Origin of the sequence: Porphyrobacter sp. LM 6, from assembly GCF_001720465.1 — a bacterium.
In the GTDB taxonomy this organism is placed as follows: Bacteria; Pseudomonadota; Alphaproteobacteria; order Sphingomonadales; family Sphingomonadaceae; genus Erythrobacter.
The window spans coordinates 1,908,035-1,921,648 of sequence record NZ_CP017113.1; the positions used below are offsets into that span (position 1 = coordinate 1,908,035).

Below are 13,614 nucleotides of genomic sequence, written 5' to 3' on the forward strand. Positions count from 1 at the left end.
TTTCGACGGGCGGAAGCAAGACATGAAAAACCCCGCCGAAGCGGGGCCTTTCGACGTTTACTGATCGAGGAACGACCGCATCTTCCGCGACCGGCTCGGGTGCTTGAGCTTCCTCAGCGCCTTGGCTTCGATCTGGCGGATACGTTCGCGGGTCACGCTGAACTGCTGGCCGACTTCTTCCAGCGTGTGATCGGTGTTCATCCCGATACCGAAGCGCATCCGCAGCACGCGTTCTTCGCGCGGGGTGAGCGAGGCGAGCACGCGGGTGACGGTTTCCTTGAGGTTCGCCTGGATCGCGGCATCCACGGGGATGATTGCGTTCTTGTCCTCGATGAAATCGCCCAGGTGCGAGTCTTCCTCGTCCCCGATCGGGGTTTCGAGGGAGATCGGCTCCTTGGCGATCTTCATCACCTTGCGGACCTTCTCCAGCGGCATGGAGAGGCGCTGCGCCATTTCTTCCGGCGTCGGCTCGCGGCCTTCCTCGTGGAGGAACTGGCGGCTCGTGCGGACCAGCTTGTTGATCGTTTCGATCATGTGCACCGGAATACGGATGGTGCGCGCCTGATCGGCGATCGAGCGGGTGATCGCCTGACGGATCCACCAGGTTGCATAGGTGCTGAATTTGTAGCCGCGGCGGTATTCGAACTTGTCGACCGCCTTCATAAGGCCGATGTTGCCTTCCTGAATGAGATCAAGGAATTGCAGGCCGCGGTTGGTGTACTTCTTGGCGATGGAAATCACCAGACGCAGGTTCGCCTCGACCATTTCCTTCTTGGCGATACGCGCCTCGCGCTCGCCCTTCTGGACCATGTTCACGATGCGGCGGAACTCGCCGAGGCTCATGCCGGTCTGCGCCGCGATATCGGCGATTTCCGAGCGGATGCGCTCGATCGCGTCTTCTTCGCGCTCGGCGAAGGCGGCCCACTTCTTGTCCTTCTTGGCGCGTTCCTTGATCCAGGCATCGTCCATCTCGTTGCCGACATAGGCATTGAGGAAGTCCATGCGCTTGATCTTGTGACGCTCGGCAAGGCGCAGCATCTGCCCGCCCAGCGTGGTCAGGCGGCGGTTGAAGGCGTAGAGGTTGTCGACCAAGAATTCGATCTTGGTCGCGTGGAACTGCACGCTTTCGACCTCGGCGGTGAGGTCTTCGCGCAGCTGTTCGTACTTGCCTTCCTTGGCTGCCGGGAAGGCGTTGCCCGCCGCGAGCGTATCGACGCGTTCGGCCTGGAGCTTTTCGAAGGCGTTGAACAGCGTGGTGATGCGCGCGAAACGCTCCAGCGCCTCGGGCTTCAGCGCGGCTTCCATCTGGGCGAGAGAGAGGGTGTTGTCTTCTTCCTCTTCCTCTTCGCGCTTCTGGCGGGGCTCGCCGTCCTCGTCCTCGTCGGCGTCCGCCTCGGGCTCGTCCTCGACCTCGTCGTCCTCGCGGATGGTTGGGCCGGCGGTGGCTTCCGAGATTTCGTCGTCGTCGTCATCCTCGGCGCCTTCGGCCATCTTCTCGGCCGGGGGTTCCTTGGAGAGCATCGCGTCGAGATCGAGGATCTCGCGCAGCTGCATGTCGCCGTTGTTGAGCGCTTCGGACCACTGGATGATCGCGTGGAAGGTGATCGGGCTTTCGCACAGGCCCATGATCATCATGTCGCGGCCGGCCTCGATGCGCTTGGCGATAGCGATTTCGCCTTCGCGGCTGAGGAGTTCGACCGCGCCCATTTCGCGCAGGTACATCCGCACCGGATCGTCGGTGCGTTCGCCGGTCGCGAGCTTCTTGTTGCCCGCGCGCGCGTCCTTGGCCGGGCCCTTGCGCTCGCCGTCATCGTCATCATCATCGTCGTCATCGGCGGCGACGATGTCTTCGGCCTCGCCGTCCTCGCCCTCGGCTTCCGCCTCGGCGTCTTCATCGGTTTCGACGATCTGCACGCCCATTTCCGACAGCGCGGTCTGGATGTCCTCGATCTGGTCAGGGCTCATCTCGCCCGAGGGCAGCGCCTCGTTGAGCTCGTCATAGGTGACATAGCCGCGCTTTCTCGCCTTGCTGATGAGCTTCTTGATCGAAGCCTCATTGAGGTCGATCAGCGGGGCGTCTTCCTTCTCGGCCATACTATCTTTTCAATCCGTAACCTGCGGACCGCCCGAATAACGCACGGGCGGCGCGTGTTGATCCCATGTTCTCCGCTCAGGCGGAGTCGTCCGTGGCGGCCGCTTGCGACGCCTTGCGGCGTCCAAAGGCCTTGAGGCGTTCTTCGACGGCATTGAGCTGCGCGCGCAAACGGGTCTGCTCGACAAACGATCCTTCCGGATCGCTGTCGAAACGGGCAATGGTGGCCGCAAGCGCAGCCTCCAGCGCCGGCCGTTCGACCAGCAGCGACACAGCTTCAGCCAGTTCCTCACACGCAGCGCCGGGATCATTGCCTTCATCGAGAAAGGCGTAACGGATATCTGCCGGCGGGGCAGGTTGGCCTTGCCCGGTGCATATGGCGTGTGCGGCGCGCGAATCAAGCGTTTCTGCAAGTTCGAACAGCGATTCGATCAGCGGCGCGGCCTCGCGGTCGTGCCGGGCGAGGCGCGAGAGGGCCTCGGCATGGCGGGTTATCTCCTGCGGAAAGCGCGTGAGGCCCGCGATCACCGCTGTCAGCAACCCCTGCCGCTGACCGCCACCGATGATCCCGGCAAGCCGCGCGCGCGCCTCGTCCGAGAGACCCTGCGGCGCAGTAGTTCCCTTCCAACCGCCGCGTTGGCCGCGCTGCATCGGCGCAGGCGCGGCGCGGGGCGCGCGGGGGGATAGGCGAAATCGGAAAAGCGGTCGCTGAGCTCGCGGCGGTAAAGCGCCTTGATCTCGGGATCGGCGATGGTTTCGACATGGGCCATCAGCCGCGCCTTCAATCCGGCCTTGGCTTCGGGCGTGGTGAGAGGCTGGGCATCGCGCTCGAAGGTCCACAGCGTCTCGATGAGGCTGGCAGGCTCGGCCAGCAGCCGCTCCATCGCGGCCTTGCCCTGCGCCTTGATCAGATCATCGGGATCGAGCCCCGCGGGCAGCCGCACGATCCCGAGCGAGCGCATCGGCGCAAGCATCGGGAGCGCGCGCGCAATCGCCCGCATCGCCGCACGCTGGCCCGCCGCATCGCCATCGAAGCACAGCACCGGCACCTCGACCATGCGCCACAGCAGTTCGAGCTGCATCTCGGTAAGCGCCGTGCCGAGCGGGGCGACGACATCGGCCACCCCTGCATTGGCGAGCGCGATCACATCCATATAGCCTTCAACCACCACCACGCGCCCCGTCTGGCGGGCAGCGGGGGCGGCGCGGTGGAGGTTGTAGAGCGTGCGCCCCTTGTCGAAGAGCTCGGTGTCGGGCGAATTGAGATACTTCGCCACGCCCTCGCGCTTGTCGAGTATCCGCCCCCCGAAGGCGATCACACGCCCGCGCGCGTCCTGGATCGGGAGCATCACCCGGCCACGGAAGCGATCGTAGCGTTCGCCCTGTTCATTGGCGGCACGCATGCCTGCGGCTTCAAGCATATCCTCGCCGAATCCGCTAAGCGCCTTGGGTAGCGCCTGCCGTTCATCCGGCGCCCATCCGAAGCCGAATTCGCGCATCACTTGGGGCGAGAAGCCGCGCCGCTCGAGATATTCGCGCGCCGCGCCGCCGCCCGGCCCGGCAAGGCTTTCGACAAAGAACCGCTGCGCGCCTTCCGTCACGTCAATCAGGCTGGCGCGCTGTTCGGCGCGCTTGGCCATGACGGGATCGGGGGCAGGGACTTCCATCCCGGCCATGCCCGCGAGTTCCTTGATCGCGTCCATGAACTGGAGGCCCTGCTGCTCGACCATCCAGTTGATCGCATCGCCATGCGCCCCGCAGCCAAAGCAGTGGTAGAACTGCTTTTGGTCGTTGACGTAGAAGCTCGGGGTCTTCTCGTCATGGAACGGGCAGCACCCCTTCCACTCCCGTCCCGCCCGCGTCAGTTTGACCGACCGCTGGACAAGCGACGACAGCGTGATCCGCGCACGCAGCTCGTCCTTCCATTGCGGGGTGATCGACATGGGGCTTTAGTGCCTCTCATCTTCGTTCGTGTCGAGGCGCAAGCGAAGGGGGTTGTGCACCCCGTGTGGAAACTACATCGTCGCCCCGTGCCTGACACGGGGCTGGGCTGATCTGCTTCGGTCGTTGGCCAAAGAAAGCCAAGCCCCGGATCAAGTCCGGGGCGACGAATTCTCTAGCTCAGCGCCGCCTTGACCAGCGTGCTCGCCAGCTTCCCGTCAAGCACAGCGCCGTGGCGGGCCTTCAGTTCGGCCATGACGGTGCCCATGTCCTTCATACTGGATGCACCGGTTTCCGCCTTGATCGCCTCGATCGCGGCCTTGGTCGCCGCCTCGTCCATCATGGCGGGGAGGAATTCCTCGATCACCGCGAGTTCCGCGCGCTCCACCGCGGCGAGTTCCGCGCGGCCGCCGGCGTCATACATCTCGATCGATTCGCGGCGCTGCTTGGCCATCTTCTGGAGCACGCTCACCACCAACTCGTCATCGGGCGTGGGCTTGGAGGCGGTGCGTTCCTCGATGTCGCGGTCCTTGATCTTGGCGCTGATCTGGCGGAGCGCGGCGGTGCGGTCCTTCTCGCCCGCTTTCATCGCTGCGATGGTGGCGGCCTTGATATCGTCACGGATCATGGGTCATTTCCTGTGGATGGATGAATTGGTCGCGCCCCTAACGCAAATATCGTCCCAAGCCTAGGTTGACGCGGGGGGTGCATGGGCCTAGCGGGCAAAACTTAGCACCATCGCCGGAAACCAACTGAACGGAGCGCCTCATGGCCGACCCCGCATCCACTCGCGCGCAACCTACAGGGGCGTTTCAAGGCGGGCGCGCCTCTGGCGCGACGGGAGTCCTCGTTCTGGCTGACGGAACGGTGGTATGGGGTCGGGGCTTTGGCGCGGTGGGCAGCGCGGTGGGCGAGGTGTGCTTCAACACCGCCATGACCGGCTATCAGGAGGTGATGACCGATCCTTCCTACGCCGCGCAGATCGTCACCTTCACCTTCCCGCATATCGGCAATGTCGGCGCCAATCCGGAAGATATCGAAAGCCGCGTCGAAGGCGCGGTCGGCTGCGTGGTGCGCGAGGATGTGACCGAACCGTCGAGCTTCCGTTCGATCGAGCGCTTTGCCGACTGGATGGCGCGCAATGGCAAGATCGGGCTTTCGGGTGTCGATACCCGCGCGCTCACCCGCCGCATCCGCCTGAGCGGCGCGCCCAATGCGGTGATCGCCCATGCGCCTGACGGCAAGTTCGATATCCCCGCGCTGATCCGGCGCGCGCAGGAGTGGCCGGGGCTTGAAGGTATGGACCTCGCCATCCGCGTCACCCGCGAAGGCGAGGAACGCTGGGAAGGCGGCTATTGGCGCCTCGGCCACGGCTATGGCCGCGCGGCCTTCGATGCCAAGCCGCACGTGGTCGGCATCGATTACGGCGCGAAGGACAATATCTTCCGCAACCTCGTGAAGGCGGGCGCACGGGTGACGGTGGTGCCGGCCAAGACCTCGTTTGACGAAATCATGGCCCTGAAGCCCGATGGCGTGTTCCTCTCCAACGGCCCGGGCGATCCGGCGGCGACCGGCGAATATGCGGTGCCGGTGATCAAGGCGTTGCTGGATGCCGATGTGCCGCTGTTCGGCATCTGCCTCGGCCACCAGATGCTTGCGATTGCGGCAGGCGCGAAGACGATCAAGATGCACCAGGGCCACCGCGGCGCGAACCATCCGGTGCAGCGCGTGGGTGAGGGCTGGGGCGAGACCACCGGCCTCGTCGAGATCACCTCGATGAACCACGGCTTCACGGTCGATGTCGACAGCCTGCCGGAGAATATCGAGCAGACCCATGTGTCGCTGTTCGACGGGACGAATTGCGGGATTGCGATCAAGGGCAAGAAGGCCTTCGCGGTGCAGTATCACCCCGAGGCGTCACCGGGGCCGCAGGATAGTTTTTATCTGTTCGAGAAGTTTGTCGGGGGGCTGGGGTGAGCCTCGAAACGGCTACTCACAGCAGGCTCATGCTGGCGCGGCGATGGGAGGCTATCGCGCGGTTCACTATGTTTGGTGTGATTGCCGCAATGGTGCTCGTGTGGGTTATCGGGCAACCGTTCATCGCTTTCGTCCTGGTGTTTGTCGCCATGCTTGCTGCCTGGCTGTTCAACCTGCGCTGCGAGCGTTGCGGTTGGATGGTTTACCGCCAATTCGGCACTGCCGACGTCGATCGTGCCAAGGATCAATTTCTAGCCCCTCTGTATTCCAAACAGCTTTGGAAACAGCCGGAGGCTTGCTCGAAGTGCGGGCATTCGTTCCGCTTCGATGACACAAACTCGAAAGCCGCCTAAATGCCCAAAAGAACCGACATCTCCTCGATCCTCGTCATTGGCGCTGGCCCGATCATCATCGGCCAGGCGTGCGAGTTCGATTACTCCGGCACGCAGGCGATCAAGGCGTTGAAGGAGGAGGGCTACCGCGTCATCCTCGTCAACTCGAACCCGGCGACGATCATGACCGATCCCGAGTTCGCCGATGCGACCTATGTCGAGCCGATTACCCCTGAGATCGTCGCCAAGATCATCGCCAAGGAACGGCCCGATGCGCTGCTCCCCACGATGGGCGGGCAGACCGCGCTCAACTGCGCGCTGAAGCTCGACGAGATGGGCGTGCTCGCGGAATACGGCGTCGAGATGATCGGGGCCAAGGCCGACGCGATCGACAAGGCCGAAAACCGCCAGCGCTTCCGCGAGGCGATGGATGCGATCGGGCTGGAAAGCGCGCGCTCGGGCGTGGCCAACACGCTCGAACAGGCGCGCGCCGTGCTTGAGCGCACGGGTCTACCCTCGATCATCCGGCCCAGCTTTACCCTCGGCGGCACCGGCGGCGGGATTGCCTATAACAAGGCCGAATTCGACCAGATCGTGCGCGAAGGCCTCGATGCCTCGCCCACCACCGAAGTCCTGATCGAGGAATCGCTCCTCGGGTGGAAGGAGTTCGAAATGGAGGTGGTGCGCGACCGCAAGGACAACGCGATCATCATCTGCTCGATCGAAAACGTCGATCCGATGGGCGTGCACACCGGCGATTCCATCACCGTCGCCCCGGCGCTGACGCTGACCGACAAGGAATACCAGATCATGCGCTCCGCCAGCATCGCGGTTCTGCGCGAGATCGGGGTGGAGACGGGCGGTTCCAACGTTCAGTTCGCGGTCAATCCCAAGGATGGCCGCCTGATCGTGATCGAGATGAACCCGCGCGTCAGCCGCTCCTCGGCGCTGGCATCGAAGGCGACGGGCTTCCCCATCGCCCGCGTCGCGGCCAAGCTGGCGGTCGGCTACACGCTCGACGAGCTGACCAACGAAATCACCGGCGCGACCCCGGCGAGCTTCGAGCCGACCATCGATTACGTCGTCACCAAGATCCCGCGCTTCGCCTTCGAAAAGTTCAAGGGCGCGGCCAATGACCTCTCGACCGCGATGAAGAGCGTCGGCGAAGTCATGGCGATCGGCCGCAATTTCCAGGAAAGCGTGCAGAAGGCGCTGCGCGGCCTTGAAACCGGGCTCGACGGGTTCAACCGCGTGCCCGAGCTGGAAGGCCAGCCGCGCGATGTGATCACCGCCGCGCTCTCGCGCCGCACGCCCGACCGGCTGCTCAAGGTCGGCCAGGCCTTCCGCGAAGGCATGAGCGTCGAGGAAATCGCCGCCGTGACCTTCTACGACCCGTGGTTCCTGCGCCAGATCGAAGGCATCATCGCCGCCGAGCGCGAGATCCAGAAGGACGGCCTGCCGATTGACGCAGCCGGCCTGCGCCGCCTGAAAGCGATGGGCTTTTCCGACAAGCGGCTTGCCACCCTCGCCGTACGTTCGGTCGGCGTTGCGGGCGGCTTGGGCGAAACCCAGGCCAAGCGATCCGGCCTGCTCCACGATGCGCTCGTCGCGATGGCCGGAGCGACCAGCGAGGAAGAGGTGCGCGCGCTGCGCCGCAAGCTTGGCGTTTTGCCCGTGTTCAAGCGGATCGACAGCTGCGCCGCCGAGTTCGAGGCGATCACGCCCTATATGTATTCGACCTATGAAGCCCCGAGCTTCGGTGCGCCCGAATGCGAAGCCGCGCCCAGCGACCGCAAGAAGATCGTCATCCTTGGCGGTGGGCCGAACCGGATCGGGCAGGGGATCGAGTTCGATTACTGCTGCGTCCACGCCTGCTTTTCGCTGGCCGAGCAGGGCTTCGAGACGATCATGGTCAACTGCAACCCCGAGACCGTTTCGACCGATTACGACACCTCAGACCGCCTCTATTTCGAGCCGCTGACCGCAGAGGACGTGCTGGAAATCCTGCGGGTCGAACAGCAGAACGGCACGCTGGTCGGCGTGATCGTCCAGTTCGGCGGGCAGACCCCGCTCAAGCTCGCGCAGGCGCTGGAGGATGCGGGCATCCCGATCCTTGGCACCTCGCCGGACGCGATTGACCTTGCCGAAGACCGCGAGCGTTTCGCCAAGCTGGTGAGCAAGCTGAAGCTCAAGCAGCCCGACAACGGCATCGCCCGCAGCCGCGATGAAGCCGCCGCTGTGGCCGCGCGCATCGGTTATCCGGTGCTGCTGCGTCCGTCCTATGTGCTTGGCGGGCGCGCGATGGAAATCGTCGACAGCGAAGCCCAGCTCGACAGCTACATCGCCACCGCCGTGAACGTGTCGGGCGATAGCCCGGTGCTGATCGACCAGTATCTGCGCGATGCGATTGAATGTGATGTCGATGCGCTGTGCGATGGCACCGAGGTGCGGATCGCGGGCGTGATGCAGCATATCGAGGAAGCGGGTGTGCATTCCGGCGATAGCGCCTGCACCCTGCCGCCCTATTCGCTTGCCCCCGAAATCATCGCCGAGATGGAACGGCAGGCCGAAGCGCTCGCCTTCGCGCTGGGCGTGAAGGGGCTGATGAACATCCAGTTCGCGGTGAAGGACGGCGTGGTCTACCTCATCGAGGTCAACCCGCGCGCCAGCCGCACGGTGCCCTTCGTGGCGAAGGCGATCGGCCAGCCGGTCGCCAAGATCGCCGCGCGGGTGATGGCGGGCGAGAAGCTGGCCACCTTCCCGCCGTTCAAGCGCGATCTGCCTTACATGGCGGTGAAGGAAGCGGTGTTCCCGTTTGCGCGCTTCCCCGGCGCCGATCCGGTGCTATCGCCGGAAATGAAGTCCACCGGCGAAGTGATGGGGATCGATAGCGGGTTCGAAGCCGCCTTCCTCAAGTCGCAGCTGGGCGCTGGCATGGTGCCGCCGCAATCGGGCACCGTGTTCGTTTCGGTCAAGAACACCGACAAGGCGGTGATTGTCCCGGCGGTGAAGCGCCTGCTCGATCACGGCTTCCGCGTGATCGCCACCGGCGGGACGCAGAGCTACCTTGCAGAGCAGGGGCTTGCGGTCGAACGGGTCAACAAGGTGGCCGAGGGCCAGCCGCATATCGTCGACAAGATTATCGACGGCGATATCGCGCTGATCTTCAACACCACCGAAGGCTGGCAATCGCTGCTCGACAGCAAATCGATCCGTCAAGCGGCGCTTGCGGGCAAGGTTCCGTACTACACTACGGCGGCCGCATCGGTGGCTGTGGCGGCAGCGATTTCGGTGATCCGGCCGGACCAGCTTGAAGTCCGCTCGTTGCAAGACTATTATGCAACCTGACTGAGACCTCCCCCGACATTGAAAGTGCCTGAAGCCGTGCGGATCGGACGGCGGGGTGCGCTTTCCCTGATGTCGGGTGGGCGGTTGGTAAAAACGAACGGATAAACAGGAAGATGGCGACGATGGAAAAGGTGCCGATGCTGGCCGAGGGGTATGAGCGGCTGACGGCCGACCTCAAGGTGCTGCGCGAGGAACGCCCCAAGATCGTCGAGGCGATCGAGGAAGCGCGCGCCCACGGCGACCTTTCGGAAAACGCCGAATATCACGCCGCCAAGGAACGTCAGGGCCAGGTCGAAGCGCAGATTGCCGATCTGGAAGACAAGGTCAGCCGCGCGCAGATCATCGATCCGGCCTCGCTGTCGGGTGACAAGATCATTTTCGGCGCGACCGTCACCATGCTCGACGAGCACGACAAGCCGGTGCGTTACCAGATCGTCGGCCAGACCGAGGCAGACGCCAACAGGGGCCGGATCAGCTACAACTCGCCGCTCGCGCGCGCGCTGATCGGCAAGCAGGTGGGTGACGAGATCGAGGTCACCGTGCCCTCGGGCGAGAAGTTCTACCTCGTCGAGAAGATCGAGTTCATCTGAGCTCGGCCGTGGCAGTTCCGCCCGTCAGACCGATTGCCGAGCGCAAGATCGCGCAGCATTTCCGCGATGCGGGTGCGGTGAGCATGGCCGACGCGATTGCCTATACGCCCGCACGCCCCGGTCGCCAGCGCGCCTTCGAGCGGCTGAAGGGCGCAGACGTGCTCAGGACCGACGGGCAGGGCAAGTGGTGGCTCGACGAAGATCGCTGGGAAGGCCGCCGCTCGGATCGCCGCACCCGCGTGGTGTTGGCGATGCTGGCAGTGGCTGCCGCCGGGGCCTTCGCCGCGCTGCGTTGAGGCGGGTTAGACCCCCGCTAGACCCCTCTTAGACCCCCTCTAGACCCCCTTTAGGGTGCCTTTTGCCCTTTGTTCCACGTGGAACATCGGGCTCGACGGATCATCTGAGCCGCTTTTCCATCGCGTAATTGTGGATCGCGATTTCGCTGCCCGAATGGGGAATGGTGAAGTTTCGGCGTGCGAGCAGGGTATAGCCCGCGCGGGCGAAGATGGGGCGGGCCAACTCGCTCGCCTCGGTGAAGATCCGCGTCGATCCAAGCTTGCGTGCAGCGTCCTCCGCTGCGCCGAGCAGCGCAAGGCCCAGTCCCCGCCCGGTATGGTCGGGGTGGCAATAGAGCATGTCGAGATGCTCGCCGTCCTCGAGCACGGTGTAGGCCAGGGGCCGATCACCGGCATCGCTCACGACAAGGATGACGTCGCCCTTTGCCGCTCCATCCAACAGACGCTGAACGGAATACCGCACCGATCACGCTTCCACCTGCTCGGACGAATAGGCGCGCAGGGCGGTCTGGCGGATAGCGGCAAGGGTCAGCGCGGCAATCGCCTCGGCATCACCGGGCCGATAGGGGCGGATTGCCGCCATGCGCGATCAGTCCTCTGGCGTCAGCAGCTTGTGGATGTGGACCACCACATACTTCATCTCGGCATCGTCAACCGTGCGCTGCGCCTGCGCGCGCCATGCATCGACCGCGGCGTCATACGAGCTGTAGACGCCGACAACGTGGATGCTTTCCGGATCCTGGAATTCGATCCCGCGCGGGTCCTTCACGCGGCCGCCCATGACAAGGTGGAGCCGCTGGGTAGGGGTGGTTTCTGCCATGATGTTTGTCCTTGGGGAGGAGGTGTGCGCGCCCCCTTAGCGCCTCTCGCGCCAAGGGCAAGTCTTGCGCGAAGTGTGTTCGCTTAACCCTTGGTCTTGCGCTTGATTTCGGCCACCACGCGCCCGGCGGTGTCGCGCGATTTGCCCGCGATTCCGCGCGCCTTGGTGCTGGCGGCCTCGCCCAGTTCGGCCGCGCGGCCCTGGCCCTCGCGGGCAGCATCCAGCGCATCGTCGATCAGCGTCATGGCATAGGCCACCGCCGCCTCGCCGAGCATCGTGCCGAGCTTCGATCCGCCCTTCGAGGCGAGTTGTTTGACGCCCGAGGCCGCGCTCGCCGCCACACCGCTCACCGCCTCGCCGGTGCCATTGGCCGCGCGCAGAACCGCACGGCGACCCGGACGGGTGAGGAGGCCGATCGCCAGTCCCACCGCCAGCGCCCCGCCAATGACTGTGAGGGGATTGGCGCGGGTGTAATCAACTGCGGCCTTGGCCGCCTCGCGCGCGGTATCGCCCAGCGAGCGTTCGGCATTGCGCCGTTCTGCCGCCTCGATCCGGGCGCGCAGGCTGTCACGCTGGGTGGTGGCGGGAAGGCGGGAACCGGTGGTCATGCAACATCTCCTTCGCCGGGTTCGAGCGCGGGCGCCGCATCGGGTGCATCCTCGTCCTCGGGCAGGTCATATTCCTCGAGCCAATCGAGAATCGGCCCGCGGGCAAAGAACAAGATCAACGCGCCGAGCAACAGCGCCAATACGCCCTTCTGGTCGCTCGCCTGCGCACGGGCCTGGGCGAGCACATCGCGCGCACCGGCCCGCATCCGGTCGGTTACGGTGGTGGTCACGCCCGAGGATACCCGGCTCGCGATGCCCTGTTCGCCGAGCGTTGCGCGCAGGCGATCAATGTCATCGGTCAGCACAGCGCGGGCGGCATCGCGCAGGTCCCGGTCCTCGATGAAGCGCTGCGAGAGGCGGGTCATTTCGTTCCGTCCGAATCGAACATCGCCGAGAGCATCTTGCCATCTCCCACCGCCAGATAGACCAGCGCGCCGACGCCAGCGAGCATCACGCCCACGACAATGGCGATGGCGCCCCAGATGCTCACCAGCGGGGCGAGCGCGATCACCGCGCCCACTGCCAGCGCAATCAGCGCGATGTGGAGCAGCACCAGTGCCAGCACCAGCAAACCCAGCGCGCGTCCGGCCGCCTTTCCGGCGAGCCCTGCGCGGGTCTTCTGGAAGGCGATTTCCGCCTCGGCATAAGTGCGCGCGTCTTCGACCAGCGCGGTCAGATCGTCACGCAGTTCGGTGAAGCTGTTGCCGGCCGCGGCTTCCGCAGAAGCCCCGTCCGCCAGGTCAGCTTCGGGGCTGTCACTGGCGGTGTCAGGGATCGGCTGAGAGCCGGGATTGCTGTCGTGCATGAGGTCTTCCTGCAACCGCAAGGGCGTGCCGAGCGATCAGTCCCGCTTGCCGCGGAACAGCCGCGCGAGGAAGAAGCCGACCACCGCCGCAATCCCGACCGCAACGCCCGGGCTCTTGCGAACCATCTCGCGGGCATCCTCGCCCAGTTCCTCGACGCTCTTTGCTTCAAGCTTCGCCGAGGTTTCCTGCAGCGTGCGCGAGGCCTTGCGGGCATAATCGCCATATTGCTCGCCCAGCTTTTCATCGATCTGTGCGGCGCTGTCGCCCACGACCTTGCCGATCGAGGCGATGGCATCGCTGGCGGTCTTCTTGCCTTCGACGGCGAGTTCACCGGCCTTGTTCAGCGCCTGTTCGCCATAGACCTTGGCCTCGGCGACGAGATCGGTGCTCTTGCCCTTGGCCTGATCGCTGACCGTGGTGAGGCGGTTGCCGGCTTCAGCGCGCAGGGCGGCGGCGCCAGCCTTGGCTTCTTCGAGCGCGGCGTTGAAGCGGCTCTTGGCCTCCTTCACCGGTGCAGGGGCAGGGGCCGCGCTTTTGGCGGTCGCCCCGGTTTTGCGCGGGGCGGCCTTGGCCGGAGCCTTCGCCTTGGCCTTCGGCTTGGCGACAGCGCCCTTAGCGGGGGCTGCGGGGGTCTTGCGGGCCTTGGGCTTGGCGGCGGGCGGGGTGGTTTCGTCTGCCATGATGATGCTCTCGTTGACTATGTGTTCGTATGCAGGGGTTGAAGTGCGCTTGCACGCCAATGTTCCAGAGCATACGGCGATAGAGAACGCGGCACACCCAGAATCACGCCGTGCATAGTGTCTT

General features: G+C 64.9%; 15 protein-coding genes. 5 read left to right on the forward strand and 10 right to left on the reverse strand.

The genetic code is table 11. The annotated features are described in order from the left end of the window. Positions 1 to 57: 57 nt before the first annotated feature. The 4 genes from rpoD to BG023_RS09140 all read right to left on the reverse strand — a co-directional run bounded on the left by rpoD (position 58) and on the right by BG023_RS09140 (position 4,661). The gene (rpoD, locus tag BG023_RS09130) at positions 58 to 2,094 is read right to left on the reverse strand and encodes an RNA polymerase sigma factor RpoD (protein ID WP_069310163.1); all 2,037 of its coding nucleotides are present in this window, start codon (positions 2,092 to 2,094) and stop codon (positions 58 to 60) included. A 76-nt stretch (positions 2,095 to 2,170) separates the two neighbouring features. Continuing rightward, on the reverse strand, positions 2,171 to 2,632 hold the full coding sequence (locus BG023_RS15185) for a hypothetical protein (RefSeq protein WP_335673831.1): 462 nt from the start codon (positions 2,630 to 2,632) through the stop codon (positions 2,171 to 2,173). Continuing rightward, positions 2,626 to 4,035: a DNA primase gene (dnaG, locus tag BG023_RS09135; protein ID WP_335673832.1), complete on the reverse strand. Its 1,410-nt coding sequence runs from the start codon at positions 4,033 to 4,035 to the stop codon at positions 2,626 to 2,628. Before dnaG ends, BG023_RS15185 begins: the two co-directional genes overlap by 7 nt. 173 nt (positions 4,036 to 4,208) lie before the next feature. Continuing rightward, positions 4,209 to 4,661: a GatB/YqeY domain-containing protein gene (locus BG023_RS09140; protein WP_069310164.1), complete on the reverse strand. Its 453-nt coding sequence runs from the start codon at positions 4,659 to 4,661 to the stop codon at positions 4,209 to 4,211. 140 nt (positions 4,662 to 4,801) lie between these two features. Between BG023_RS09140 and carA the strand changes: the two genes are divergently transcribed. From carA to BG023_RS09165, 5 genes are all read left to right on the forward strand, one after another. Beyond that, positions 4,802 to 6,010 carry a glutamine-hydrolyzing carbamoyl-phosphate synthase small subunit gene (carA, locus tag BG023_RS09145; protein WP_069310165.1) on the forward strand — a complete coding sequence of 403 codons (1,209 nt, stop codon included), beginning with the start codon at positions 4,802 to 4,804 and terminating at the stop codon, positions 6,008 to 6,010. Then, positions 6,007 to 6,363 carry a hypothetical protein gene (locus BG023_RS09150; protein ID WP_069310166.1) on the forward strand — a complete coding sequence of 119 codons (357 nt, stop codon included), beginning with the start codon at positions 6,007 to 6,009 and terminating at the stop codon, positions 6,361 to 6,363. Before carA ends, BG023_RS09150 begins: the two co-directional genes overlap by 4 nt. Further along, positions 6,364 to 9,690, forward strand: a complete 3,327-nt coding sequence (carB, locus tag BG023_RS09155; RefSeq protein WP_069310167.1) for a carbamoyl-phosphate synthase large subunit — start codon at positions 6,364 to 6,366, stop codon at positions 9,688 to 9,690. 113 nt (positions 9,691 to 9,803) lie between these two features. Beyond that, positions 9,804 to 10,280, forward strand: coding sequence for a transcription elongation factor GreA (gene greA / locus BG023_RS09160; protein ID WP_069310168.1), 477 nt, complete (start codon positions 9,804 to 9,806; stop codon positions 10,278 to 10,280). An 8-nt stretch (positions 10,281 to 10,288) separates the two neighbouring features. Beyond that, the gene (locus BG023_RS09165; protein ID WP_069310169.1) at positions 10,289 to 10,576 is read left to right on the forward strand and encodes a hypothetical protein; all 288 of its coding nucleotides are present in this window, start codon (positions 10,289 to 10,291) and stop codon (positions 10,574 to 10,576) included. Positions 10,577 to 10,676: 100 nt separating this feature from the next. Here BG023_RS09165 and BG023_RS15080 read toward each other — a convergent pair whose 3' ends face one another. The 6 genes from BG023_RS15080 to BG023_RS09195 all read right to left on the reverse strand — a co-directional run bounded on the left by BG023_RS15080 (position 10,677) and on the right by BG023_RS09195 (position 13,490). Then, positions 10,677 to 11,039 carry a GNAT family N-acetyltransferase gene (locus BG023_RS15080; protein ID WP_257784895.1) on the reverse strand — a complete coding sequence of 121 codons (363 nt, stop codon included), beginning with the start codon at positions 11,037 to 11,039 and terminating at the stop codon, positions 10,677 to 10,679. Positions 11,040 to 11,165: 126 nt separating this feature from the next. After that, positions 11,166 to 11,396 (reverse strand): DUF4170 domain-containing protein, encoded by a 231-nt coding sequence (locus BG023_RS09175; RefSeq protein WP_069310170.1) that lies wholly within the window; start codon positions 11,394 to 11,396, stop codon positions 11,166 to 11,168. A gap of 83 nt (positions 11,397 to 11,479) precedes the next feature. Next, complete coding sequence (locus BG023_RS09180) at positions 11,480 to 12,004, reverse strand: hypothetical protein (RefSeq protein WP_069310171.1); 525 nt, start codon at positions 12,002 to 12,004, stop codon at positions 11,480 to 11,482. Next, complete coding sequence (locus BG023_RS09185) at positions 12,001 to 12,369, reverse strand: hypothetical protein (RefSeq protein ID WP_069310172.1); 369 nt, start codon at positions 12,367 to 12,369, stop codon at positions 12,001 to 12,003. Before BG023_RS09185 ends, BG023_RS09180 begins: the two co-directional genes overlap by 4 nt. After that, a complete protein-coding gene (locus BG023_RS09190; RefSeq protein WP_233992974.1) occupies positions 12,366 to 12,809 on the reverse strand; it encodes a phage holin family protein in 444 nt (147 codons plus the stop codon). Before BG023_RS09190 ends, BG023_RS09185 begins: the two co-directional genes overlap by 4 nt. 36 nt (positions 12,810 to 12,845) lie before the next feature. Continuing rightward, positions 12,846 to 13,490, reverse strand: coding sequence for a hypothetical protein (locus BG023_RS09195; RefSeq protein ID WP_069310173.1), 645 nt, complete (start codon positions 13,488 to 13,490; stop codon positions 12,846 to 12,848). Positions 13,491 to 13,614: the final 124 nt, after the last annotated feature.